Source organism: Nonomuraea jiangxiensis, from assembly GCF_900099965.1.
GTDB classification, from domain to species: Bacteria; Actinomycetota; Actinomycetes; order Streptosporangiales; family Streptosporangiaceae; genus Nonomuraea; species Nonomuraea jiangxiensis.
Genome location: NZ_FNDJ01000012.1, coordinates 116,912 through 141,065, shown reverse-complemented (window position 1 = coordinate 141,065; position 24,154 = coordinate 116,912). Strand labels below are relative to the sequence as shown.

The following is a 24,154-nucleotide window of genomic DNA, read 5'->3' as shown; positions in this document are numbered from 1 at the left end:
CGAGTTTTGACATTCGAGATGAAAAAGTATGGACTTTTCATTACCTAACACCGTGTGGTTCACTTAACCGATGCCACGACGTACCGCAGCGAATCTCGCCACGAGTGGCGAGATTCTTCGCCTCATCCGCACCGGTGAGGCCGTGACGCGGGCCGACCTCGGCCGGGTGACCGGCCTGTCGCGTCCCGCGGTGCAGCTGCGCGTCGGTGAGCTGCTGGAACGCGGCCTGGTCGTGGAGCGCGACGACGCCCCCTCCACCGGCGGGCGGCCGCCGGTCCGGCTGGAGTTCAACGCCGCGGGCGGCGTGGTGCTGGTGGCCGCGCTCGGCGCCAGCCGCACCCGGGTGGCCGTGTGCGACCTGGCCGGGCGGGAGCTGGCGGGGCGCATGTTCGCGATGGACGTGGAGCAGGGCCCCGACACCGTGCTGCCGCTGATCATGGACACCTGGGACGAGCTGCTCGGCGACCGGCCGCACTCGATGATCAGAGGCGTCGGGATGGGCGTGCCGGCCACGGTCGAGTTCGCGCACGGCCGCACGGAGAGCGCACGGGTGATGGCGTCCTGGACCGGCGTGGTGATCCCGCCGATCATCCAGGAGCGCTTCCCCGTCCCCGTGCTCGTGGACAACGACGTCAACGTGCTGGCCATCGGCGAGCACCGGGGGATCTACCCCGAGCTGAAGGACCTGATGTTCGTGAAGATCTCGACGCGGATCGGCGCAGGCGTGATCGCCGGCGGCGAGATCCTGCGCGGCGCCCTCGGCGCTGCGGGCGAGATCGGGCACATCCCGGTGCTGGACGGCGGCGACGTGCTGTGCCGCTGCGGCAACACCGGCTGCGTGGACTCCGTGGCCAGCGGCACCGCGCTCCTTCGCGAGTTGCGGGCGCACGGCAAGGACGTCAAGACCATCGCCGACGTGACGGCGCTGGTGCGCGCGGGCGACGCCGAGACGATGGCCACCGTGCGGGAGGCCGGGCGCAGGATCGGCGAGGTGCTGGCCGGGGCGGTCAACATCCTCAACCCGTCCGTGGTGGTGCTCGGGGGTGACGTGGCCGAGGCGTTCGGGCCGCTCATGTCGAGCATCCGCGAGGTCGTCTACCGTCGCTCCACGGCCCTGGCCACCCGGCGGCTGCGCATCGAGCCGAGCCGGCTGGGCGCGGGGGCGGGCATCAGCGGCTGCGCGGTGATGGTGCTCGACCACGTGCTCTCGCCCGAGGCGGTGGACGAGGCCATGACGGTCTCCGTCCTCCGCGGCGTCTCCGGCTAGGGCCAGGTCCGGGTCCGGGCTTCCGTCAGAAGCCCGAGCGCGGGTCGTCGCGCTCCCGGCTAGAGGTCCCAGCGGGGGTCGTCGTGCTCCCGTACGGTGCCGTCGGCGCCGAAGATCAGGTGGCGGTCGAGGTCGTCGGCGAACCACCGGTCGTGCGTGACGGCCAGGACCGTGCCCTCGAACCCCGCCAACCCCTGCTGCAACGCCTCCGCGCTGGCCAGGTCGAGGTTGTCGGTCGGCTCGTCGAGCAGCAGCAACGTCGCCCCCGACAACTCCAGCAGCAGGATCTGCAGCCGGGCCTGCTGCCCGCCCGACAGTGTCTCGAACGGCTGCCCGCCCGCCGCCGCCAGCTCGTAGCGGGCCAGCGCCGCCATCGCCTCGTTCCTGGTCATGGCGTGTTCCCGCATCACCACGTCCACGGCGGCCCGACCGTGCAGGTCGGGCCGGAGATGGGTCTGCGCGAAATGGCCGGGCACGACCCGGGCGCCCAGCCGGGCCACGCCACGGTGCGCGACCGGCTCCCCGGCCAGTAGCCGCAGGAAATGGGTCTTGCCGGTGCCGTTCAGGCCGAGCACGCCGACCCGCTCGCCGTACCAGATCTCGGTGGAGAACGGCCGCAGCAGCCCGGTCAGCTCCAGTTCCTCGCACACCACAGCCCGCTTCCCGGTGCGCCCGCCGCGCAGCCGCATGCGGACGTTCTGCTCCTTCGGCGCCCGCTCGGGCGGCCCCGCCCGCTCGAACCGCTCCAGCCGCGTCACCGCCGACCGGTACGCCCCCGCCAGCGCGTCGTTGTGGGCCGAGCGCTGCCGCAGCGTGTGCACCAGCCGCCGCAGCTTGCCCCGCTCGTCCTCCCAGCGCCGCCGCAGCTCCTCCAGCCGCTCCCCGCGCCGCCGCCGGGCCTCGGCGTAACCGGCGAACCCGCCGCCGTGCACCCACACCCCGCGCCCCTCCACGGTCACGATCCGGTCGGCCGCCTCGGCCAGCAGCCGCCGGTCGTGCGAGACGAGCAGCACCGTCTTGGCCGAGCCCCTGATCGCCCGCTCCAGCCACTGCTTGGCCGGCACGTCCAGGAAGTTGTCCGGCTCGTCGAGCAGCAGGATCTCGTCGGGCCCGCGCAGCAGCGCCGCCAGCACGAGCCGCTTCTGCTCCCCGCCGGACAGCGTGGCCAGGTCCCTGTCCTTCACCCGCTCGTACGGCAGGCCGAGCGCCTCGGTGGCGCACACGTCCCACACCACCTCCAGCTCGTAGCCGCCGGCGTCGGAGTAGTCGGCCAGGGCCTGCGCGTAGGCGAGCTGGGCCGGCTCGTCGTCCGCCCGCGCGAGGGCCGCCTCCGCCGCCTCAAGTGCCGCGGCGGCCTGCCGTACGCGCTGCGGCGCCACGCCGAGCAGGAGGTCGTGCACGGTGCCCGGGCCGGTGAACTGGCGCATCACGCCGATGCCGCCGCTGCTCGCGATCCGGCCGTCGGACGGGTGGAGCTCGCCCGCGATCAGCCGCAGCAGCGTGGTCTTGCCCGCGCCGTTCGGCCCCACCAGGGCCGCCTTGGCGCCGTCGGCGATCTTGAACGACGCCTCCAGCAGCAGCGGCCGCCCGTCGGGCAGCAGGTACGTCAGCCCACTCACCTCGATGTGCCCCACGGGAGGCTCCCTTCTCGACCTTCGATCCACTTACTAGACCATCGATCCGGTCTCTCGTACAACGTATTATCACCGGGTGGACAACGTGTGGTCGCGCCCACGGAAGGCGCCCAGGCAGACACTGACGCTGGAGCGGATCGTGGCCGAGGCGGTGGCGCTGCTCGACGGGGAGGGCGTGGGGCGGCTGACCATGCGCCGCCTGGCCGAGCGGCTCGACACCGGCTCGACCACCCTCTACTGGCACGTCAGGACCAAGGACGACGTCCTGGACCTGGCACTGGATGCCGTGTTCGGCGAGGTGCGGGTGCCGTCACGGGCCACGATGGACGACACGACGGACGGGGGCGGGGACGGCTGGCATGCGCCCGTCCGCGCGCTGATCGGCGGGTGGCGGGCCGCACTGCTGCGCCACCCGTGGTCGGCCACCATCCTCGACCGGCCGCTCATGGGGCCGAACGCGCTGGAGCGCACCGAGTTCCTCTACGAGACCCTGATCGCCGCGGGGCTCGCCGCTCCCAAGGCGGCCGCGTACAGCCTGTCGAACTACGTGATGGGCTCGGTCGTCATGCAGGTGACGTGGCAGGACCGCGAGGAGGAGGGGACGGAGGGGTTCCTGCGGGAGCGGGCCGACCGCTATCCGGCCCTCGCCGAGCACGGCCTCGACCACGAGTGGGACGCCACGTTCGACGAGGGGCTCGGCTACCTGCTCGCGGGCATGGAACAGGCCCGCCGTCAGGGGACCGGCCGGCTCCCCTGACGGCCCCGGCTAACGGGTCGCCGGGGGGTCGGCGGCTTCTTCGCGCGTGCCGGACGGGGTGTCGGATGCCGCGGGGTCGGGGCCGGACTCCAGGATCTTGATCGGGGTGGTGGCGGGCCGGTCGCGGCCTGGTTCCGGCGAGCCGGAGGCCGTACCGAAGGTCGTGGCGCTGGTGTGCGGCTTGGTCCCCGCGTTGCCGGGCACGGTCCCGGGGGTGTCGCCGGACTCGGTTCCGAGGAGGGTGCCGGCGGTGGCCGGGGTCCGGGTGATCGGCGGGCGGCCCCCGCTGACGACCGGCGCGCGTGAGGTGACGGGCGCCCGCGAGGTGACGACCCCGCCGCCGAGGGCTCGGGAGGAGACGGGCCCGCGACCGGGCAGCGCACCACCGGTGCCGCCCGCACCCTGGGCGGCGGGGTTGCCGCGGCCGCCGGACCGTAGCGAGCCCGATGGCGGGATCGATCGGCCGGGCGTCGTCGCGCCGGACGCCGCCGAAGCGGACGCGCGGGGCGAGGGCGCCGGCGGGCCCGATACCGGCTGTCCCGAGGCCGGCTGTCCCGAGGCCGGTGGGGTGGCCGTCAGCGCGCCCGAGGGCGACGGCCGTGAGTTCCGGCGGGCGGTGGCGGACGATTCGAGGGCGAACCGGCCCGGGTCCCGGGAGGCGTGGCTGCCCGGCCAGTCGGCCGCGTCGAGCGTTCTCGTGCCGAACGCGCCGGTCATCAGCACCCCGGCCGAGACCAGCATCAGCGTCCCGGTCACCACTCCGCCCGCCATCAGCGCCCGCCGGCGCCGCTCGCCACGATCGGCCGCCGGCACTGCCTGGTCGGCCGACGTTCGGGCCTCCCCGAACGGAATGGGGGAATTGTTGGGTAAGGGGGGATCTGAGGGTCGGTGCGTCCCGGTCACCGGTCTCATGCTAGAGAGGCGGGCGCACTCTTCGGGCCAATGCAAAGGTATGTCCGGAATATCACCATTCGGCGAACGACCCGTCCGGGTGCTCCCACACCTCGTTGCGCCAGGCGTGCCCGCGCTCGGCCGCCTCTCGGACGGCCCGCTCGTCCACCTCGATCCCCAGCCCGGGCGCGACGGGACGCTCGACGTACCCGTCGGAGAAGGCGAACACCGACGGATCCACCAGATAGTCCAGCAGCGCGTTCCCCGGGTGGTAGCCGATGCCCAGGGACTGCTCCTGGATGAGGAAGTTCGGGGTGGCGAAGTCGAGCTGGAGCGAGGCCGCCAGCGAGATCGGCCCCAGCGGGCAGTGCGGCGCCACCGCGACCCCGTACGCCTCCGCCATCGCGGCGATCCTGCGCAGCTCCGAGATGCCCCCCGCGTGCGAGACGTCCGGCTGGGCCACCGCGATGCCGGTCGCGAGCACCTCGCGGAAGTCCCAGCGCGAGTAGAGCCGCTCGCCCGTGGCGATCGGCACCGAGCTGGCCTCCACCACGGTACGCAGGTCGCGCGAGAGCTCCGGCACCACCGGCTCCTCCACGAACATCGGCAGGTACGGCTCCAGCAACGGCAGCACCCGCCGCGCCGCCGCGGGGGAGAGCCGGCCGTGGAAGTCCATCGCCAGGTCCACGTCGTCGCCCACCGCCTCGCGCAGCGCCGCGACAAGGCCCACGGCCTCCTTCACCTGCGCGGCGGCGGGCACGTGCGGCGTGGCCTGGAACGGCGTGAACTTCATCGCCGTGAACCCCGCCTCCTTTCTGGCCACCGCCGCGTCCGCCAGCTCCGCGGCCGAGTCGCCGGCGATCCAGGTGTAGACCCGCACCCGATCCCGTACGGGGCCGCCGAGCAGCTCGTGCACCGGCACGCCGAGTGCCTTGCCCTTGATGTCCCAGAGCGCCTGGTCGATCCCGGCCACCGCGCTCGACAACACCGGCCCGCCCCGGTAGAAGCCGCCCTTGGTCATGCGCTGCCAGTGGTCCTCGATCCGCCCGGGATCGGCGCCGAGCAGGCGCTCCATCAGGGTGTGCACGCATTCCCTGACCGTCTCCGCGCGGCCCTCGACGATCGGCTCGCCCCATCCGGTGATCCCCTCGTCGGTGTCGATCCGCAGGAACAACCAGCGGGGCCGGACGAGGAAGGTGTCGAATCCCACGATCTTGAGGCTTGGGGGCATGGAGCCCAGCATAAAAGTCCGGCGAAGGCCGCCCCGTCAGCGGGGGATCAACACGTGCACAGCAGGCTGCGCAGCGCCGTTTCCCGGCACAGGTGGGAGCGCGCGGGGGCGCCGTCGACGGACAGCCTGGCGACGGCGGCGGTCGCGGCGAGGGTGCGGACCCGCCGCTACTTCGACCAGCGCCCCTATCCGCCGGGCGAGCACGGCCGCGGGACCGACCGCCGCAACACCGGCGACTACGGGCTGCGGCTGCTGGAGAAGCAGAAGCTGCGCTGGTACTACGACGTGTCGGAGCGGCAGCTCCGCCGCTACTGGGACCTGGCCGTCCGCAAGCCGGGCGCCTCCGGCGCGGAGCTGGTCACGCTGCTGGAGAGCCGGCTGGCCTCGGTCCTGCTACGGGCCGGGCTCGCGCCGTCGATCTACGCGGCCCGTCAGTACATCTGCCACGGGCACATCGCCGTGGACGGCCGCAAGGTGGACATCCCCAGTTACCTGGTCAGGCCCGGGCAGGTCGTCACGGACCGGGAGCGCTCGCGCGGGATGGCGCCGTTCGTGGCGGCGGCGGAGGGCGTGCACGCCGACGAGCGCATCGCGCCGTACCTGTCGGTCGACCACGCCGGCCTGAGCGTCACCCTGACGCACAGGCCGGAACGCGAGCAGATCACCGTCCCCGTGGACGAGCAGCTCGTCGTGGAGTTCTACTCGCGCTAGCGGGGACTCGGCTGGGAAGCCTCGTGGCGCAGCTCGGCGAGCTCCTTGCGCAGCTCGGCGAGCTCGTTCAGGATCTGCTGGGTGTGCGCCGAGGTGTCCTCCAGCGCGGCCCGTTCCTCGGCGTTCTCCTCGTCCATGGCGCTCACGACCACGGCCATGAAGAGGTTGAGCACGACGAACGTGCACACCAGAATGAAGATCGTGAAGAAGATCCAGGCCGAGGGGTGGGTCTGCATCACCTCCCTGGCGATGTTGCCCCAGTCGTCGCCCGTCATCGTCTGGTAGAGGGTGAACAGCGAGGTCGGCAGGCTGCCGAAGCGCTCCGGGGCGCTCTCGCCGTAAAGCTTGGTGGCCATGACGGCGGCCACGTACAGGACCAGGGAGAGCAGCACCACGATCGAGCTCATCCCCGGCATCGCGCGCAGCAGCGCCGACACCACTCGGCGCAGGCTCGGCACCACCGACAGCAGCCGCAGCGCGCGCAGGATGCGCAGCGAGCGCAGCACCGACAGGCCGCCGGTCGCGGGTGCCAGGGCGATGGCGACGATCGTGGTGTCGAAGATGTTCCAGGGGTCGCGGAGGAAGGCCGAGCGCTCGGCGTAGATCTTGGCCAGCAGTTCGGCGACGAAGATGTAGAGCGCGATGTGGTCGATCGCGGTGAGCAGGTGGCCGTACTGCTCGACCACGGGCGGGACGGTTTCGAGGCCCAGGGTCGCCGCGTTGATCAGGATGACGCCGATGATGAAGCGCTGGAAGCGCGGATGGGCGAGGAAGGCACGAGTGCGTTCACGCACGGGGGCAGGCTCCTAAAGTCCGATCATGTGCGGTCCCATGATGACGCAACATGATCGTCGCGGAGACTGTGGTATAAATCCCTCCAGACGTCAGCGGGCGACGGGGGTGGAGCGGCTATGACCTATCCGAATTACGGTCCATCCCCTTATGGCCCGGTGCAGAGCCACCCCAACGGCACCACGATTCTCGTGCTGGGCATCCTGAGCCTGGTGGTGTGCTCCATCCTCGGCCCCTTCGCCTGGGTGATGGGCAACAGGGCGCTGCGCGAGATCGACGAGAGCGGCCTTTACTACGAGAACCGCGGCACTGTGCAGGCCGGTCGCATCTGCGGCATCGTCGGCTCCGTCCTGCTAATCCTCGCCGCCGCGTTCGCGGTCCTCGGGCTCGGCGCCGGGCTGCTCTCCGCCAGCTACGGCTAGCGGCGGCGCACTTCCAGCGGGGGTCAGCGGCGGCCGCGTGCCGTAGCCGCCGATGCCCGACTCCAGCAGGTCGAAGGCCCGTTCCGCCTGCGCCCTGAGGTCGGGCGCGATGCTCTCCCAGGGCTCGCCCGCCAGCGTCCGGCGCAGGGCGAAGTCGGCCAGCAGCCGCGTCGTGTTGAGCACCTGTGAGGCGACCAGCAGCGGCGTGAGATCATCGGCCTCGGCCTCGTCGGCGAGCGCCCGCGCCAGCGACCGCTCGCGCAGCTCGTGGATCTCGCGCATCCGGGCCACCAGAGTGGGGCTGTCGTTGACGAGCTTGGCGAACACGTCGGCGCCCACGTTGAACCCGTAGCGCCAGTGGCGCGTCTCCAGCGCGTCGAGGAAGTCGCGGCGGAAGACCGCGGCCACGCTCTCGCCCGGGGCGCGCCCCCGCACCACCTGCACGGGATGGTCCACGGCCACGTCCTGCCGGTCGGCGAACAGGTCCTCCTTGGTGCTGAAGTAGTTGAAGACCGTGTTGACCGACACGTCCGCGGTCCGCGCCACCTCCGCCACGGTCACGTTGTCGAACCCCTTGACCATGAACAGGCCCATCGCGATGTCCGCGATGCGCTGCCTGGTCTCACGCTTCTTCCGCTCCCGCAGCCCCTCTTCCATGTGCCGATGATATCCAACTTGCAGTGACTCCAAAATTGTAGCTACCCTAATTTTGGAGGCGATCAAATGATCAAGACAGTGGGTCTGAGCAAGACCTTCGACGCCGGCGTGGACGCCGTCCGAGGCGTGGACATGACGGTCGAGCCCGGCGAGATCGTCGGCTTTCTCGGCCCCAACGGCGCGGGCAAGACCACCACCATGCGGATGCTGACGACCTTGCTCCGCCCCACGTCGGGCAGCGCCACGGTGGCGGGCCGCGATCTGCTCGGCGACGCCAGGGAGGTCCGGCGCCGCATCGGCTACGTCTCCCAGAGCGGCGGCATTCCGTTCGGGACGCCGCTGAAGGGCGAGCTAGAGCTCCAGGGCAGGCTCTACGGCCTGGACCGGGGCACGGCCGCGGGCAAGGTGGCCGAGGTCGTGGCCGGGCTGGGGCTCGACGGGCTGGAGACCAGGTTCGGCGAGACGCTCTCGGGCGGTCAGCGCCGCCGCTTCGACATCGCGTTCGCCCTGCTGCACGACCCGGTCCTGCTCTTCCTCGACGAGCCGACGACCGGCCTCGACCCGCAGAGCCGGGCCAACCTGTGGGACCACATCCGCACGCTGCGCCGGGAGAAGGGGATGACGGTCTTCCTCACCACCCACTACCTCGACGAGGCCGACGCGCTCTGCGACCGGGTGCTGATCATCGACCACGGCCGGATCGTGGCCGAGGGCGCCCCGGCCGAGCTCAAGACCGGCGGCCGCACGCTCGACGACGTGTTCCTCGACATCACCGGCAGGTCGCTGCGCGAGGAGAGCGCGCTGACGGGGCAGGGGGCCTGATGCTGCGCGACACGTTGGTGCTGTTCCGCCACGGCCTGGGCGTCACGCTGCGGCAGAAGGTCGGCATCGTCGTCGGCGCGATCCAGCCGATGCTGTTCCTGGTGCTGTTCGGGCCGATCTTCACCACGTTCGGCACGTGGGAGACGCTGGTGCCGGGCCTGATCATCCAGCTCGGGTTGCTGAGCATGGGGCTGGCCGGGTTCGGCGTGGTCTTCGAGAAGCGCTCCGGCGTGCTGGAGCGCATGCGCGTCACCCCGGCCAGCCGGCTGGCCCTGCTGCTCGGCCGGGTGCTCAACAACGCGGTCACGCTGGTGATCCAGACGGTGGTCCTGCTCGCCGTCGCCTTCGCCCTCGGCCTGCGCGCTCCGGCGCTCGGGCTGGTCGCCGGGCTGGTGCTGGTCGTGGTGCTGGGGATCAGCCTGGCCGCGCTGTCGTACAGCGTCGCGCTGACGATGAACGAGGAGCTCTTCGCGCCGGTGATGACCACGGCCGTGGTGCCGCTCATCCTGCTGTCGGGCTCGTTCCTGCCGATGTCGATGGCGCCGGGCTGGCTCGACGCCATCTCGCGCGTCAGCCCGTTCAGATACGTCCTGGAGGCCCTGCGCGACCTGTTCCAGGGGCACTACCTGACGGGCACCGTGGGGGCGGGCGTGGCGGTGACCGTGGTCTTCACCGCGGTCGCCCTCACGGTCGGGAGCCGCGTGTTCAACCGGGCGAACGCCTAGCGCCGGCCGCCAGGCGTTCACCGGCGAACGCCTGGCGGGCTCTCACGCCGCGCTCCTGGCCCGCCGCTGGAGCGCGGCGATGATCCCGGCGGGGTCCACGATCCCGTAGCCGTAGTCGTAGTCGAAGCCCACCTCGCTGCGGTCCTCCGCGGTGCGCCGCAGCAGCGCCCGCAGCTGGGCCGGCGACAGCCGGGTCGCCGGCCAGCGGGTACGTACGGCGGCCACGAGCCCCGCGGCCACCGGCGTCGCCGCGGACGTGCCCGAGTCCGGCGCCCGGTCGCCGAACGCCCTGGACCCGGAGAAGTGCGTGTAGGCACACAGGTCGGGCTTGCGCGCGGTCAGCCGCCCCGGCCCCTGCGAGGAATAGCCCACCCGCTCACCGTTGACGTCGACCCCGCCGATCGACAGGGCCTTGGGGTGGGAGTTGGCGCCCACGAGGGGCCGCTCGTGGTAGGCGCAGCGGCCGTCCCGGCACTCCTTCCCGCAGTTGCCCGCCGCGAACAGGACGTCGGCGCCCGCCTTGTCCAGCTCGGCCACCATCAGGTTGAACGGATGCGCCGCGTTGTCGGAGTAGTTGCCCGGATGCCCGACCGGGAAGTCCCACTCGGGGGAGAACGACCCCCACGAGTTGTTCACCACCAGCGCCCTGGACTCGGCGGGCTGGGCGTTGAGCACGGTACGCAGGTGGGCGAACGCCGACACCGCGTCCGACAGCAGCCCGTCCATCGCCGAGCCGCCCGGCCGGGTGGACAGCAGCAGGGGGATGTCGAGCAGCGTCGCCTGGGGAGCGGCGATGAGCGTGTCGAACGCGCACATCGTCCCGTGGTCCACCTCGAACTCGCCCGGCTTGCCCCGCACGCCCGCGGGGCTCCAGCAGCGCCCCGCGTCGAGCGTGACCCCGCGGCCGAGCTGCCTGGCTGTATGGGCGGTGTTGATCCCGGTGTCGAGGACCGCCAGCGCCACCCCGGTGCCGTCGAGGCCCTCGGCGTGCAGCCCCGGCACGTTCAGCAGGCGCTCCACGTCGTGCCAGGTGCCGACCGGCGGATCGCCGCCGCACGTCAGCGTGGACCCGATGACCGGGTCGGAGAAGACGCCGACCACGTCGGGTCTCAGCGCGGGCAGCAGCGTCACCCTGGCGGCCAGCTCGTCGTCCGAGATCGTGCCGCGCACCAGCACGGAGGCGTCCTCGGCGGCCAGGGAGAAGTCGAGCGGCTGGTTGAGCGAGAGCGGATCACCACCGGCCGGGGGAACGGGCCGCGGCACCGCCACGGGGACGAACGCCGTGTCGAGCTCGACCCCGGGCAACCCGTCGGCGACGTCGGCCGTGGTGGCGGTCTGCTCGGGGTCGGCGACGGCCGCCACGAGGTCGGGGGAGGGACGGAGCTGGATCAGGACTCGCATGAGCCACCACCGGAGAGTCGGAGGGAAACGAATGCCCTAACATTCACTCATCAACGCGCCCTCGTCCAGCGCCTCTCAGGGGTTTGACCTGCAAAAATGCCGCATTCCAGGCGAAGCGGACGACATTATTCTGGGCGGCCGTACTTCCTTGTTTTCGATCAGTTCACTACGGTGATGCGTTATGACGCTCCAGGCGCAGACGCCGGTCACTGGCGGGGAGAAGGACCATTGGCTGGCGGTGCGGCCCAGGCTCATTCTGGCCAGCGCTTTCATGCTCTTCCTTGAGCTGGCGCTCATCCGGTGGACCGGATCCAACATCGTCCACCTCAGCTATTTCACGAACTTCGTCCTGCTCGGTTCGTTCCTCGGCATCGGGCTCGGCTTCCTACGGGTGGGGCGCTCGCGGCGGCAGCCGTACTACTCGCCGGTCGTGCTCGCCGTCCTGGTCGTCGTCGTGTTCACGTTCCCGGTGACCGTCGACCGCAACACCGAGGGCGTCCTGTACTGGACGAGCCTGTCCACCAGCGGCCCGCCCGCCTGGCTCATCCTGCCGGTGATCTTCTGCGCCGCCGCCGCCGTGCTCATGGGGCCCGCCGAGCTGGTCGGCCGCTGCTTTCCCGAGCTGCCCCGGCTGGAGGCCTACCGCTACGACCTGATCGGCAGCCTGTCCGGGATCGCGGCGTTCACGGCGCTGTCGTTCCTCAGCGCCCCGCCGGTGTTCTGGGGGCTGATCGCGGCCGGCTGCTACGCCGTGCTGCTGGTGCCCCGGCCGCGCGCGCTCTACGTCGGCCTGGTGGCCGTGCCCTCGCTGGTCGTGGTCGGGCTGCTGCTGGCCGAGACGCTGACGGCGGGGGCGATCTGGTCGCCCTACTACAAGGTCACCACCAAGGACGCCACCAGCCCGGAGCTCCGGCAGGCCGGCATCCCCATCACCGACATCGCGGTCAACGGCATCCCGCACCAGCAGACCATGCCGGCCGGCTTCCGGCTGCAGTTCGAGCAGCAGTACGGCCTGCCGTACGAGCGGGCCACCAACCCGCCCAAGGACGTGCTCATCGTCGGGGCGGGCAGCGGCACCGACGTCGCCATCGCGCTGTCCAAGGGCGCGGGCCGCGTCGACGCCGTGGAGATCGACCCCAAGCTGCACGAGCTCGGCATGGCGATCCACCCCGACAAGCCCTACGACGACCCGCGCGTCTTCACCCACATCACCGACGGCCGCGCCTTCCTCGAGCGCACCGACAGCAAGTACGACCTGATCCTGTTCGCCCTGCCCGACTCGCTCACCCTCGTCTCCGGGGCCAGCTCCCTGCGTCTGGAGAGCTACCTGTTCACCGAGGAGGCCATGAAGGCGGCCCGCGCCCGCCTCAAGCCGGGCGGCACCTTCTCGATGTACAACTACTACCGCGAGAGCTGGCTCGTCGACCGGCTGGCCTCGACCATGCAGCAGGCCTTCGGCCACAAACCGTGCGTCGACGTGGTCAACGTCGCGGGCCAGCAGGCCGTGATCACCGCGGGCCTGACCGCCGCGGACCAGCGCTGCGCGGGCGAGTGGCCGGGCGCCGCCCCCGGCACGCCGGCGCCCGCCGACGACGACCGGCCCTTCCTCTACCTCAAGGACGCGACGATCCCGCCGATCTACCTCATCACACTCGGCCTGATCCTCCTCGTCAGCCTCCTCGCCGTCCGCGCCGTCGCCGGCCCCTACGACCGCATGCGCCCGTACGCGGACCTGTTCCTGCTGGGCGTGGGGTTCATGCTGCTGGAGACGAAGAGCGTGACCGGGTTCGCGCTGCTGTTCGGCACGACCTGGGTGGTCAACGCGATCGTCTTCGCCGGCGTCCTGGTCGCGGTGCTCGCCGCCGTTGAGGTGACCCGCCGTTTCCGGATGCCGCCACTACCGGTCATGTACGGGGTGCTGCTGGCGGGCCTGCTGCTGGCCTGGCTGGTGCCCAACGAGTGGCTGCTGTCGCTGCCCGTGCCGCTGCGCGCGGTGGCGGCCGTGACGGTGGCGTTCCTGCCGATCTTCGCCGCGAACGTGGTCTTCGCCAAGCGCTTCGCCGACACGGCCGACGCCACCACGTCCTTCGGCGCCAACCTGCTCGGCGCGATGGTCGGCGGGTGCCTGGAGTACGCGTCACTGCTGATCGGCTACAAGGGACTGCTCATCGTGGCGGCGGTGCTCTACGTCGGCGCGCTGGCGCTGCTGCCGCGGAAGACCATCGCGCCGGTGTGACCAGCGCCGGTGTGAATCGGCGCCGGCGGCTCCTGCGGTGTGCGCCGCTGGCGCGTCAGGCCGGCCGTCCGCGGCCCCAGGTCCTCCGGTGGCGGCCGGTGCTCAGAGGCCGCACAGCTCGTCGAGGGACTTGGCGTTGTCGGCCTTCTGCGTGTTCCTGGTGGGCGTCTGCGTGGGCGTGACGGGCCGGGTGGCCGTCGGGGACGCCGTCGGGCTGCTGGTGCGGCTCGGCGCGGCGCTCACGTTGGCGGCCTTGGCCTGGACCGGCCGGGTCGAGTCGCTGATTGCCTTCCGCGTGGCCTGGCGGATCTTGACCCAGTCCGGGCGGCCCGAGTAGAACTCCGGCGGCACGAACTGCAGGCTGGTGATCTTGGCGTCCTTGACCTTGACGGCCAGCTCCACCAGCGGCTGCACGAGGTGCTGCGGGATGTTCGTCTGGGCCAGCCGCCGGGCCGCACCGGCGATCTTGGTGAAGTTCGCCAGGATCTTGGCGGGCGTGGCCTGCTGGGCGAACGCCCCGATGACGCAGCGCTGGCGGGCCATGCGGGAGAAGTCGTCGCTGTTGACCCGGGAGCGGCCGTACCACAGGGCCTGCTCGCCGGTCAGCCGGCGGAAGCCCGCCTTGATGGTGCCCGCCGTGCCGTAGAGGCCGCCCCACTTGACGTCCTGGTCGACCCGGATCCTCAGACCGCCGATGGCGTCGACGAGGTCCGCGAAGCCGTACATGTTCATCAGCATGTAGTAGTCGATCTTCAGGTTCAGGGTGTAGCCGATGGCGTCCATCAGCGCCCGGGGGCCCTTGTTCCTGCCGCCCATGATCTGCGGGTTGTCGTTGGCGTACTGCCAGACCTCGTTGAGCAGGCCGCCGTTGGGCAGTTCCGCCATGTAGCCGTTGGGGAACTGCTTGTGCAACGGGGAGGTCGGCGGGAAGCGCACGTGCTGGAGGTTGCGCGGGAGGCTGAACAGGACCGTGGCGCCGGTCCTGAGGTCCACACTGGCCACGTTCATGCTGTCGGTACGCACGCCGGTGCGGTTGCCCGCCGCGTCACCGCCGACGAGCAGGAAGTTCACCCGGGTCTTGCCGTGCCAGGGGTCCTCGCCGTCCTTGGCCGCGGCGGGCGCGTCCGGGTCGACCACCGAAGGGAAGATGTTCTGGATCGTGTTCCGTACGGTCAGCACGGTGTTGCCGACCAGGGCGAACGGCGACATCACCGCCACGCACAGCACCCCGACCACGATGCCGGTCACCACCTGGCCCTGCTGGTTGAGCCGGTTGGGCCCGAGCGCGATGTAGGAGCTCACCAGCAGCGCGAACCACGCCAGCGCGAGGACCGAGGCGGCGACGACCACCGCGACCATCATCCCGTCGCTGACGAACGAGGTGGCGCTCGCCAGCAGGTCGTCGCTGTTGATCAGCACGTAGGCCAGGACCGCGAGCAGCAGCACCGCGTACGCGCCGATGAGCGCCAGCCCGGTACGGCGGTGCCCGGCCCGCAGGTGGGCGGCGCCGGGCAGGACGGCCGACAGCGCGGTCCAGCCCAGCACGGAACCGGTGGTCAGCGGCTTGGCGAACCGCGGTGCGGCGGAACCGGAGCCGGGGCGAGGGCGGCGGCGAATGGGGCGCCGTTTCCTGTCTCCGGGAACGGCCTCTACCCCATCGCGCTCACTCACACCCGGCTCCTTTACCCGCCTACCAGGCAAAACTGGACATTGCCCGCCACGGGGCACAAGATTGCCAGGATTCTAGTGCCCTTATCTGGACATCAAAGACATGTGCTCAACCTGAGATGAACGCCATATGTCCGTCAGGAGGTCGTGGAGGACGGCGCCATCCACGTGTTGCACTGATAGGCCGCGTTCCGCTCCCACCCCTGCCTGAACCACCGGTTGTTGTTGGTCCGGGAGCCGTGGTCGCGCGGATAGCCGGGGTAGTCGCCCACCTGGCCGTAGAACCAGAACAGCCGGCTCCGGTTCCCCGTGTTCACCGGATAGGACGCCGCCACCGAACGCATCCACATGCCGCCGAAGCAGGTGGCCTGGAGCTCCAGCTTTCTGCTGAGCGCCAGCTTGCCGCTCTGGCTGCCGGCGTCCAGGGTCGACTTCCACCAGGAGTCCATCAGGCCGGTGATGTTCTGGACGTGGTGGCCGTATTCGTGGGCCAGCATGCTGATGATCCCGCCGTGCCAGGTGATGATCTGGCCGTATCCGCGGGCGTTGCCGTTGCCCCTGGCCATGGCCCCGGTGGAGGCGTAGATCGTGTTGTTCTGTGGGCAATAGTACGGCACCATGCTCCCCGCCGACGGGTAATCCCCGCACGCGCCCCGGCCGCGGGTGGCGGCGATGGCATAGTTCGGCGGGCTGAACCGGATGCCCTGTTTCTCCAGGATCGGCTGCCACGCCTGGTCCATGCACCTGCCCGTCTTCAGGATCAGCGCCTTGAGCTGGCTGTGGCTGAAGATGCTGACGTTGCCCGCCCGGCAGTTCAGCCTGGGCAGTGTCCCCGCCCGGTAGACGGTGTTGTTCTTCAGCGACGTGTTGAGCGTGACCTGGGCGGGCGGGTTCACGGGGGTGTCGTCCTCCTCGGCCGGCTCACGCGTCGGCTCCCGCGAAGGCTCGCGCGTCCTGGTCCGCGTGGGGAAGGGCTCGGCCTCGTGGGTGGCCCGCTCCGACGGCTCGTACGTCGGGATCGCGACCGGCGTGGTCGTGTCCGACCCCGGCGAGCTCTTGAGCATCGCGGACCCGATGATGAGCAGCACGAACAGCGCCGCCAGGCCCCCGAGCACGCCACCGATCACCCCGAGGACGCCCGCCCCGGACTTCCTGCGCTGCGGCGGCTGCGGCCACTGCCGCGTCGGCATGGGAGGCGGCGGCGGGGGAGGGGGCTGCCGGTACTGCTGTTGCGGCTGCCCGTAGGGTGGCGGCGGTGGCGGCCCGCCCTGCGGGTACGGCCGCCCCTGCGGAGGCGGTGGCGGCCCCTGCGGTGGCCACGCCTGCGGCGGCCGTCCCTGGGGCGGCGAACCGTACGGCGGCCGGCTCTGCGGCGGCGGGGCCTGAGGAGGCGGGGCTTGCGGTGGGGCATAAGGAGGACCGGCCGGCGGGTACGGGCTCCCCTGCCCGCCCCCCGGCGGCTGCGGCCGGCGGTGCCCAGGCGGCGGCCATGGTAACGAGGGTGGCCTGTGTGGCTGCCCTGGCCCCTGTGGCGGCGGTGGATATTGACCGTTCCCTGTCACCCTGTATCCCCGTTCACCTACTTGTCGGCAATGGGGGCTTTGTCGGAGGACTTGCCGGACCCTTGCCAAATTTGGGGCAAAAGCATACTGATTTCTCACCCGTCACGGATGTAGCGGTGCTCGGTTACAGTCCGAAATCATTCGAGGTGATCTCCGCTATCTTCCGGTGCGCGTGGCAGGCGGTGTCCTAGCTTCGTTGGCATGAATCTCCAGCAGCTCCGCTATGTGGTCGCGACTGCGGAGCACCGCACCATGACCGACGCGGCAAGATCGCTTTACATCGCGCAGCCTGCGCTGTCCCGCGCGATCCGTGATCTGGAGCGGGAGCTCGGCATGACGCTCTTCGCTCGTTCAGGCCGTGGCGTGGTCGTCACCGCACAAGGCCGCCGGGTGGTCAAGCTGGCAAGGGAGGCACTCGACGCGGTTCACGAGATCGAGGGTCTGGCCAATCATGGCACCGTCACCGAGGCCGAGCTCCGCATAGCTTCCACCCCCAGCCTCGAACCCGGCCTCGCCGGGCGGCTTCTGCCCGCCTACACGGCCGAACATCCGGGGGTACGCGTGCACATCGTGCGCTGCGACGGCAGGGACGCCGTCGTCAGCGCGATCCGGGATCAGCGAGCCGATCTCGGGTTGACCGATCTGCCCGTGCCCACCGACCTCATCACCCACCCGCTCGAGCGTCAGGAGATCGTGCTGATCTCCCCGCCCGGGCTCGACCTGCCCAATCCCGTGCCGATGGGCAAGCTGCACGGCATGCGCCTGGCGCTGCCCGCCCGTGGCAGCCTGCGGCGCAGGGAGCTCGACGCGATGTTCGGCAAGTACGCGGTCACCCCGGTCGTCGTACTCGAGACCGACGAGCGCAACGGCTGGCTCAACGCGGTCCGCACGGGCCAGGCGTCACTGCTGTGGTACCGCGGGCTGGCCGAGCAGGCCGCGCGCGCGGGCCTCGTGGTGCGCTCGCTCGAACCGGCCGTGCGCCGGGTCATCGCCGTCGTGCACGCCCGTCGCCGGCTGCCGCTCATCGCCCAGGACTTCCTGGCCACCGCCGAGAAGGGCACCGCCGCCTGAGCCCCCTCGGAACGCTCCATGTCCACCACTACCGTACAAAGGGCCCGGAAACCACCGAGCCCAGGGGGCCCGGCGAGGACGCCGTGCCCCTGAGGGCCACCCTCGGCTCCTGATCCATCCACTCGTCCGTACCGGCCGGCGCGTCCCTGCCGGGCGCGCGAGCGGTGCCGTCGGACCCGCCGTCGTCCCCCCGCCGGCGTGAAGAGGACCCAGGATCGGAGCCTTCGTCCCTATCGGGACACCGGAAGACTCACCACGACCCGCAGCCCCGGCGCGGCGTCCTGCAGCGCGACCGTGCCGCCATGCGCGTGCACGGTCTCCCGCACGATGGCCAGCCCCAGCCCGGCGCCGCCCTCGTCGCGGCTGCGGCCGGAGTCGAGCCGGGTGAAACGGTTGAACACCCGCTCGCGGTCCTGCTCGGGGATGCCGGGACCGTCGTCCGTGACCGTCAGCACGCCGTCGGCGGTCAGGGTCACCTCGACCTTGGAGGAGGTGTGGCGTACCGCGTTGTCCATCAGGTTCGTCAGCACCCGGCTCAGGTCCAGCGCGTCGCCGCGGACCACCACCGGGTCGCAGACCGCCAGGCGGGCCTCGCCGTAGCGGTCGACGGTCTGGCGCACCACCTCGTCGAGGTCGACGGGCTCGCGCCGGGCCGGCACGCCGCCGCGCTCGTCCAGCCTGGCCAGCGCGAGCAGGTCCTCGGCCAGCCGGGACAGCCGCATCGTGTCCTCCAGCACGCCCTCGGCGGTCTCCGGCCACTGCTGCCCCTCGGGATGCCCGAGCGCCACCTCCAACTGCAGCCGGATGCTGGCCAGCGGGCTGCGCAGCTCGTGCGCGGCGTCGGACACCAGCGCCCGCTGGCGCTGCTCGGCCTCCTCCAGCCGGGACAGCATGCCGTTGAGGGTGGTGGCCAGCGAGTGCACCTCGTCATGCGACTGCGGGACCGGCAGCCGGCGCGACCGGGCGGTGTCCGTGATGTCCGCGGCGCTCTTGCGCAGCGCGCTGATCGGCCGCAGCGTGCGCCCGATCATCAGCCAGCTCGCCACCGCCAGCAGCACCACCAGCGCGGGCGTGCCGACCAGCAGGACGCGGGCGGCCGTGGCCAGGCTGGTCTGGATCTCGCCGATGGGCCGGGCCGCCACCACGGTCTGCCCGTGGTCCGCGCTGAGCACGACCACCCGCAGGAACCCCGGGATCGCGTACGGCCGCCCGTCCAGCATCGTCGGCCGGCCGTGCGCCAGCACGTCGGCCCGGGCCCGCGCGTCCAGCAGCGGCACGAGCCGGTCGGTGCCGTACGTGACGTGCGTGATCCGCCCCCGCGCGTCGATGACCTGCACGATCGTGCCGTCATGCGTGGTGATCGGGCTGGTCAGCGTGTTCGCGTCGGCCGCCACCCGCACGGCCTGCGCCTGCTGCATGGTGGTCTCGTCCACGGTGTCCATGAGGGCCCCGTCCAGGACGGTGAGCAGCACCCACGCCGACAGCGCCAGCGCCAGGGCGAGCACGGCGGCCGCCGCCACCGTCAGCCGGAACCGCAGCCCCTGCCGCCGCCACCAGTCCAGCGGGGAGTCAGCCACCGTCGCCCGCCAGCCGGTAGCCGGCGCCGCGCACGGTCTGCAGCGCGTTCCGGCCGAACGGGGCGTCGATCTTCCGGCGCAGATAGCCGACGTAGACCTCGACCACGTTCGGGTCGGTGTCGAACGTGTCCCACACGTGTTCCAGGATCTCCGACTTCGACACCACCTCGTCACGCCGCCGCAGCAGATATTCCAGCAGCGCGAACTCCCTGGGCGTCAGCTCGATCGCCTGCTCGCCGCGGGTCACCCTGCGCCGCGCCGGATCCAGCGCCAGGTCTCCCGCCGCCAGCACCGACGGCCGCCGCCCGGAGTCGCGCCGCATCAGCGCCCGCAACCTGGCCACCAGCACCACGTACGAGAACGGCTTGGTCAGGTAGTCGTCGGCCCCGAGGTCGAGGCCGTCGGCCATGTCGTATTCGCCGTCCTTGGCGGAGAGCATGAGGATCGGCACCCAGTTCTCCTCCGCGCGCAACTGCTTGCACACGTTGTAGCCCGACAGCCTGGGCAGCATGATGTCGAGCACCACGACGTCGTAGTCACCGTTCCTGGCCGCGTGGAGCCCCTCCTCGCCGTCGTGGGCGAGGTCCACGGCGAAGCCCTCGGCCTGGAGCCCCCGCTGGAGCGCGGCGGCCATCCGCCGCTCGTCCTCGACGACAAGTACTCTCATGTGGCGATTCTCCCGTTCGTGCGCTGAGACCACGCTGAGAAGCCTGAGAGCGGTCTCAGACAGCCTCAGGCTCGTCACAGGATGCATCACGCAGGCTCTCACTAACGACTTCTAACGTCGCCGAGTCCGCGACGACATACCGTTAGGGAGTGAGATGCGAAGAGGCACGTTCGTGAGGTGGGGAGTCCCGATCGCGACCGCGGCCGTGATCGGAGCCGCGATCGGCGCCGGCCCTGTCATCGCCGCAGTGAGCGGAGAGCCCGTGTTGCCGGAGCGCACGCCCCAGCAACTGCTGGCCGACGCCGCCGCCGCGACCGGTAAGGACGGCGGCCTCCCGCCGATGTCCGGCACCGTGCAGCAGACGGCCTCCCTCGGGTTGCCCGCCCTGCCGCAGACCGGCGTCGAGTCGCCGCTGAGCCTGCTGTCCGGCTCGCACGAGGTGAAGGTCTGGTACGGCGCCCACGACAAGCTGCGGGTGGCCATGCCGACCCAGATGAACGAGACCAACCTGATCCTGAACGGCGGCCAGGCCTGGTACTACGACAGCAGCAGCAACACCGCCACCAAGTTGACGATCAAGGGAGAGGCCGGCAAGCAGCACCGGCTGCCCACGCCGCAGCCGACCGACGTGACCCCGCAGCAGGTGGCCGAGCGGCTGCTGGCCAACGTCGACCAGCACACCGCCGTCCGGGTGATCAACAATGCGGAGGTGGCGGGCCGCCCGGCCTACCAGCTCGTGGTGGCGCCCAAGGACCCGGGTTCGCTGGTGCAGGAGATCCGGATCGCGCTCGACGGGGAGAACTACGTCCCGCTGCAGGTCCAGGTCTACGCCAAGGGCTCGGCGGAGCCGGCGTTCCAGCTCGGGTTCACGCAGGTGACGTTCACGCCGCCGGCGCCTGAGAACTTCACCTTCACCCCGCCCGCGGGCACCAAGGTGGAGGAGAGGACGCTCGGCCTCGACGCCGCCGGCCAGCAGGCCGAGCAGCGGGCCGAGCACGCCAAGGACGTCGCCGACCAGCTGAAGGTCGTCGGTGACGGCTGGACGAGCGTGGCCGTCGTGCCGTTCTCGCCGTCGGACCTGGCGCCCGCGCCCACGCCCGCGACCGGCTCGGCGGACGCGCACGACCCGTTCGGCGGCGGCGGCTCCGACCCGAGCGCGCTGCTGGACAGCGTGCTCAAGTCCGCCACCCCGGTGAGCGGCACGTGGGGCTCCGGCAAGCTGATCAAGACGAAGCTCGTCACCGCCCTGGTGACCGACGACGGCCGTCTCCTCGTCGGCGCGGTCACGCCGGAGGAGATCATCGAGGCGGCGGGCACCAAGTGACAACCGTCACGCAGGAAGCGGGGGCGCCCTTCGGGGCGGCCCCGCCCCCGGCGGACGGCGCCGGGGAGAGCGCCATCGTCACGGAGGGGCTGACCAAGCGCTTCCGCGGCGGCCAGGTCGCCGTGAACGCGCTCGACCTGGCCGTGCCGCGGGGCTCGGTGTTCGGCTTCCTGGGCCCGAACGGCTCGGGCAAGACCACCACGATCCGCATGCTGCTCGGCCTGGTCACGCCCACGGCCGGCACCCACTCCGTGCTCGGGCTGCCCGCCACGCAGGCGCTGCCGAGAGTGGGGGCGCTGGTCGAAGGGCCGGCCTTCTACCCGTACCTGTCGGGCACGGCCAACCTGCTGCGCTTCGACGCCGCCGACCCGACCGCCCCGCGGACCACCGCCAGGCGGCGCGTCGCCGAGGCGCTCGAACGCGTGGGCCTGTCGGCCGCCGCCGGCAAGCGCTACCGCAACTACTCCCTCGGCATGCGCCAGCGGCTGGCCATCGCCGCCGCCCTGCTGGGACCGCGCGAGCTGCTCATCCTGGACGAGCCGACCAACGGCCTCGACCCGCAGGGCACCCGCGAGGTGCGCGCGCTGGTGAAGGAGATCGCCGCCGACGGCACCACGGTGTTCGTCTCGTCGCACCTGCTGGCGGAGGTCGAGCAGATGTGCACGCACGCGGCGATCATGCGGACCGGCACGCTGGTGGCGCAGGGCACGATCGCCTCGCTGAGCGGCGGGCTGGCCACCCGGGTCCGGATCGAGACCCCGGACACGGCCGACGCCGCCCGGGTGCTCGGCACGTTCGGCCTGGCCGACGTGCGCTCCGAGGCCGGGCAGGTCACGGCGGAGCTGGGCGGGCACGCGCCCGAGCGCATCAACGCCGCGCTGGTGGAGGAGGGCGTGGCCGTCCGGGGGCTGGCCGTGCTGCGGCCGAGCCTGGAGGACGTGTTCGTGGGACTGACAGGGGAGGGCTTCGATGTCGACGGTTGACACTTCGACGTCGCCCGGCGCGGGGTCCGGGGTTCGGGCGGGGGAGGCGCGGCGTACGCCGGGGCTCGTACCGGTGGCGGAGACGCTGGAGACCACCGAGCGCCACGCGCGGCCGGAGACCCCCACGCCGCCGGTGCCGTCGGCTCGCGAGCGGTGGGCGTTCTGGCGGCTGCTGGGCTCGGAGCTGGGCCTGACCTTCCGCCGCCCGCGCAATCTGGCGATGCTGGCCGTGATCGCGTGCGTGCCGGTCATCATCGGCGTGACGCTGCGGATCGTCGGCGGTCAGGGGGGCATGGGTGGGATCATCGCGGACGTGGCGGGCAACAGCCTGATGCTGACGTTCTTCGCGCTGTCCTTCCTGGTCCTCCTGATGATGCCGGTCGCCGTCACCGTGGTGGCGGGCGACTCGGTGGCGGGCGAGGCGGGCGCGGGGACCCTGCGCTACCTGCTGGCGGCCCCGGCCGGCCGCACCCGGCTGCTGCTGGTCAAATATCTCAACGCGGCGATCTACGCCTACGCGGTCACGGCCGTGGTGGCGCTGTCGGCCCTGCTGACGGGCCTGGTGCTGTTCCCGGCCGGCCCCGTGACGCTGCTGTCCGGCACCACCATCACGATGGCCGAGGGCCTGCTGCGCATCCTCATCGCCGTCGGGTACGTCGGCGCGGGCATGGCCGCCCTGGCCGCGATCGGGCTGGCGCTGTCGACGTTCACCGAGGTCTCCATCGGGGCCATCGCGGGCACCATCGTGCTGGTCATCGTCTGCCAGGTGCTGCGGGCGATCCCCGAGCTGGACTCGATCACTCCGTACCTGCTGCCGACCTGGTTCACCAACTTCGACGCGGTGCTCCGGGCCCCGGTCGACTTCGGGGCGCTGAGGGAGGGGCTGGTGGCCTTCGGGGCGTACATCGCGCTGTTCGGCTCGATCGCCTGGGCCCGCTTCTCCGGCAAGGACATCACGTCCTGACGGCACACCCTGGCCACTTTTGGGCCCCTCCCCGCGCCTGGATCAGGCCGTCGGGCGGCGGCGGAGGGCGACGGCGGCGGTCACGACGCCGATGACGCCCACCGCCAGACCCGCGCCGCCCAGCAGCCGGGCCGTGCCGTCAGAGGAGGAGGACGACGCGGAGGCCGCCACCGGGGTCACCGACGGCGCGGCCTGGGCCGCGGCGGCCGTGGGGGTGGCGTAGGAGGTGGAGCTCGCCGCGGCCGGCGGGACGAGCTTGAGGGTCGGGGCGGGGTGCTCGGCCTCCGTGCCGTCCGTCTTCGGGGCGTCGGCCCAGTCGACGACCTCGCCGCCGGAGTATTCCTGCTTGGTGGGGAACACCAGCGTGTCAGTGTCCGTGGGAAGCTTCCCCATGGACACCTCGAACTCCTGGAACTCCCCGGGCGCGATCTTGCCGCCGGACCACACGATCTTGGTCACGGCCTCCGTCAGCTCGCCGTCCTCGGTCTTGACCGGCGTGGGCAGCTTGCCCTCGGTGACCTTGACGTCCCATCCGGACACGGGCTTGACGGAGACGAAGGCCAGCGGGTGATCGGTGGGGAAGGACACTTCCAGCTTGACGGTGGAGGCGTCGTCGCGCTCGTTGGGCACCCGGAACGCGACCTTGGTGAACCCGCCCTGCTCGGCGCTCCCCGGCTGGATGGTGACGTGGGCCAGCGCGGGCAGCGCGAGGCCGGCGGTGATGGCGGTGGCGGCGGCGAGCACGGTCGCGGCACGGCGAATGAAGGACATGCGAAATCTCCACTTGGGTGA

General features: G+C 71.5%; 22 protein-coding genes. 11 read left to right on the top strand and 11 right to left on the bottom strand.

Going from position 1 to position 24,154, the window contains the following annotated elements:
- Positions 1 to 70 precede the first annotated feature (70 nt).
- Positions 71 to 1,267 (top strand): ROK family transcriptional regulator, encoded by a 1,197-nt coding sequence (locus BLS95_RS26075; RefSeq protein ID WP_090936426.1) that lies wholly within the window; start codon positions 71 to 73, stop codon positions 1,265 to 1,267.
- A 59-nt stretch (positions 1,268 to 1,326) separates the two neighbouring features.
- Here the strand turns inward: BLS95_RS26075 and BLS95_RS26070 are convergent, their stop codons facing one another.
- On the bottom strand, positions 1,327 to 2,901 hold the full coding sequence (locus tag BLS95_RS26070) for an ATP-binding cassette domain-containing protein (RefSeq protein ID WP_090936423.1): 1,575 nt from the start codon (positions 2,899 to 2,901) through the stop codon (positions 1,327 to 1,329).
- A gap of 76 nt (positions 2,902 to 2,977) precedes the next feature.
- On the opposite strand from BLS95_RS26070, the gene BLS95_RS26065 reads away from it, so the two are divergent.
- The gene (locus BLS95_RS26065) at positions 2,978 to 3,658 is read left to right on the top strand and encodes a TetR/AcrR family transcriptional regulator (protein WP_090936420.1); all 681 of its coding nucleotides are present in this window, start codon (positions 2,978 to 2,980) and stop codon (positions 3,656 to 3,658) included.
- Positions 3,659 to 3,667: 9 nt separating this feature from the next.
- Here the strand turns inward: BLS95_RS26065 and BLS95_RS26060 are convergent, their stop codons facing one another.
- Positions 3,668 to 4,471, bottom strand: a complete 804-nt coding sequence (locus tag BLS95_RS26060; protein ID WP_090936417.1) for a hypothetical protein — start codon at positions 4,469 to 4,471, stop codon at positions 3,668 to 3,670.
- Positions 4,472 to 4,622: 151 nt separating this feature from the next.
- Positions 4,623 to 5,780, bottom strand: coding sequence for a galactonate dehydratase (gene dgoD, locus BLS95_RS26055; RefSeq protein WP_090937109.1), 1,158 nt, complete (start codon positions 5,778 to 5,780; stop codon positions 4,623 to 4,625).
- Positions 5,781 to 5,906: 126 nt separating this feature from the next.
- On the opposite strand from dgoD, the gene rpsD reads away from it, so the two are divergent.
- Positions 5,907 to 6,491, top strand: coding sequence for a 30S ribosomal protein S4 (rpsD, locus tag BLS95_RS26050; RefSeq protein WP_090937106.1), 585 nt, complete (start codon positions 5,907 to 5,909; stop codon positions 6,489 to 6,491).
- Here the strand turns inward: rpsD and BLS95_RS26045 are convergent.
- Positions 6,488 to 7,285 (bottom strand): ion transporter, encoded by a 798-nt coding sequence (locus tag BLS95_RS26045; protein WP_090936414.1) that lies wholly within the window; start codon positions 7,283 to 7,285, stop codon positions 6,488 to 6,490. The genes rpsD and BLS95_RS26045 overlap by 4 nt on opposite strands.
- A gap of 117 nt (positions 7,286 to 7,402) precedes the next feature.
- Between BLS95_RS26045 and BLS95_RS26040 the strand changes: the two genes are divergently transcribed.
- Positions 7,403 to 7,705 carry a DUF4190 domain-containing protein gene (locus tag BLS95_RS26040; protein WP_090936411.1) on the top strand — a complete coding sequence of 101 codons (303 nt, stop codon included), beginning with the start codon at positions 7,403 to 7,405 and terminating at the stop codon, positions 7,703 to 7,705.
- Here BLS95_RS26040 and BLS95_RS26035 read toward each other — a convergent pair.
- Positions 7,637 to 8,362, bottom strand: a complete 726-nt coding sequence (locus BLS95_RS26035) for a TetR/AcrR family transcriptional regulator (protein WP_090936408.1) — start codon at positions 8,360 to 8,362, stop codon at positions 7,637 to 7,639. The two genes, BLS95_RS26040 and BLS95_RS26035, sit on opposite strands and share 69 nt — an antisense overlap.
- Positions 8,363 to 8,428: 66 nt before the next feature.
- Here BLS95_RS26035 and BLS95_RS26030 point away from each other — a divergent pair, with 66 nt between their 5' ends.
- Both BLS95_RS26030 and BLS95_RS26025 read left to right on the top strand, forming a co-directional pair.
- Positions 8,429 to 9,184: an ABC transporter ATP-binding protein gene (locus BLS95_RS26030; RefSeq protein ID WP_090936405.1), complete on the top strand. Its 756-nt coding sequence runs from the start codon at positions 8,429 to 8,431 to the stop codon at positions 9,182 to 9,184.
- Positions 9,184 to 9,909: an ABC transporter permease gene (locus BLS95_RS26025; protein WP_090936402.1), complete on the top strand. Its 726-nt coding sequence runs from the start codon at positions 9,184 to 9,186 to the stop codon at positions 9,907 to 9,909. Before BLS95_RS26030 ends, BLS95_RS26025 begins: the two co-directional genes overlap by 1 nt.
- 42 nt (positions 9,910 to 9,951) lie before the next feature.
- On the opposite strand, the gene BLS95_RS26020 is transcribed toward BLS95_RS26025, so the two are convergent.
- Positions 9,952 to 11,310, bottom strand: coding sequence for a S8 family peptidase (locus BLS95_RS26020; protein ID WP_090936399.1), 1,359 nt, complete (start codon positions 11,308 to 11,310; stop codon positions 9,952 to 9,954).
- Between the two features lie 181 nt (positions 11,311 to 11,491).
- Between BLS95_RS26020 and BLS95_RS26015 the strand changes: the two genes are divergently transcribed.
- Positions 11,492 to 13,546 carry a spermine/spermidine synthase domain-containing protein gene (locus tag BLS95_RS26015; RefSeq protein WP_090936396.1) on the top strand — a complete coding sequence of 685 codons (2,055 nt, stop codon included), beginning with the start codon at positions 11,492 to 11,494 and terminating at the stop codon, positions 13,544 to 13,546.
- Between the two features lie 102 nt (positions 13,547 to 13,648).
- Here the strand turns inward: BLS95_RS26015 and BLS95_RS26010 are convergent, their stop codons facing one another.
- Complete coding sequence (locus tag BLS95_RS26010) at positions 13,649 to 15,217, bottom strand: LCP family protein (RefSeq protein ID WP_090936393.1); 1,569 nt, start codon at positions 15,215 to 15,217, stop codon at positions 13,649 to 13,651.
- 134 nt (positions 15,218 to 15,351) lie between these two features.
- Positions 15,352 to 16,404 carry a neutral zinc metallopeptidase gene (locus tag BLS95_RS26005; protein WP_090936390.1) on the bottom strand — a complete coding sequence of 351 codons (1,053 nt, stop codon included), beginning with the start codon at positions 16,402 to 16,404 and terminating at the stop codon, positions 15,352 to 15,354.
- Between the two features lie 573 nt (positions 16,405 to 16,977).
- On the opposite strand from BLS95_RS26005, the gene BLS95_RS26000 reads away from it, so the two are divergent.
- Positions 16,978 to 17,847 (top strand): LysR family transcriptional regulator, encoded by an 870-nt coding sequence (locus tag BLS95_RS26000; protein ID WP_090936387.1) that lies wholly within the window; start codon positions 16,978 to 16,980, stop codon positions 17,845 to 17,847.
- A 230-nt stretch (positions 17,848 to 18,077) separates the two neighbouring features.
- Here BLS95_RS26000 and BLS95_RS25995 read toward each other — a convergent pair whose 3' ends face one another.
- A complete protein-coding gene (locus BLS95_RS25995) occupies positions 18,078 to 19,424 on the bottom strand; it encodes a sensor histidine kinase (RefSeq protein WP_090936384.1) in 1,347 nt (448 codons plus the stop codon).
- The gene (locus BLS95_RS25990; protein ID WP_090936379.1) at positions 19,417 to 20,091 is read right to left on the bottom strand and encodes a response regulator transcription factor; all 675 of its coding nucleotides are present in this window, start codon (positions 20,089 to 20,091) and stop codon (positions 19,417 to 19,419) included. Before BLS95_RS25990 ends, BLS95_RS25995 begins: the two co-directional genes overlap by 8 nt.
- A 154-nt stretch (positions 20,092 to 20,245) precedes the next feature.
- On the opposite strand from BLS95_RS25990, the gene BLS95_RS25985 reads away from it, so the two are divergent.
- Genes BLS95_RS25985 through BLS95_RS25975 form a run of 3 tightly spaced genes read left to right on the top strand, consistent with a single transcriptional unit; the run spans position 20,246 to position 23,362 of the window.
- Entirely contained in the window at positions 20,246 to 21,415 is a 1,170-nt protein-coding gene (locus tag BLS95_RS25985; protein WP_090936376.1) for a LolA family protein, read from the top strand.
- Complete coding sequence (locus tag BLS95_RS25980) at positions 21,412 to 22,398, top strand: ABC transporter ATP-binding protein (RefSeq protein ID WP_090936373.1); 987 nt, start codon at positions 21,412 to 21,414, stop codon at positions 22,396 to 22,398. The genes BLS95_RS25985 and BLS95_RS25980 overlap by 4 nt, the downstream gene beginning before the upstream one ends.
- On the top strand, positions 22,385 to 23,362 hold the full coding sequence (locus BLS95_RS25975; protein ID WP_090936370.1) for an ABC transporter permease: 978 nt from the start codon (positions 22,385 to 22,387) through the stop codon (positions 23,360 to 23,362). Before BLS95_RS25980 ends, BLS95_RS25975 begins: the two co-directional genes overlap by 14 nt.
- Positions 23,363 to 23,404: 42 nt before the next feature.
- On the opposite strand, the gene BLS95_RS25970 is transcribed toward BLS95_RS25975, so the two are convergent.
- Complete coding sequence (locus BLS95_RS25970) at positions 23,405 to 24,133, bottom strand: YcnI family copper-binding membrane protein (RefSeq protein ID WP_090936367.1); 729 nt, start codon at positions 24,131 to 24,133, stop codon at positions 23,405 to 23,407.
- Positions 24,134 to 24,154 lie beyond the last annotated feature (21 nt).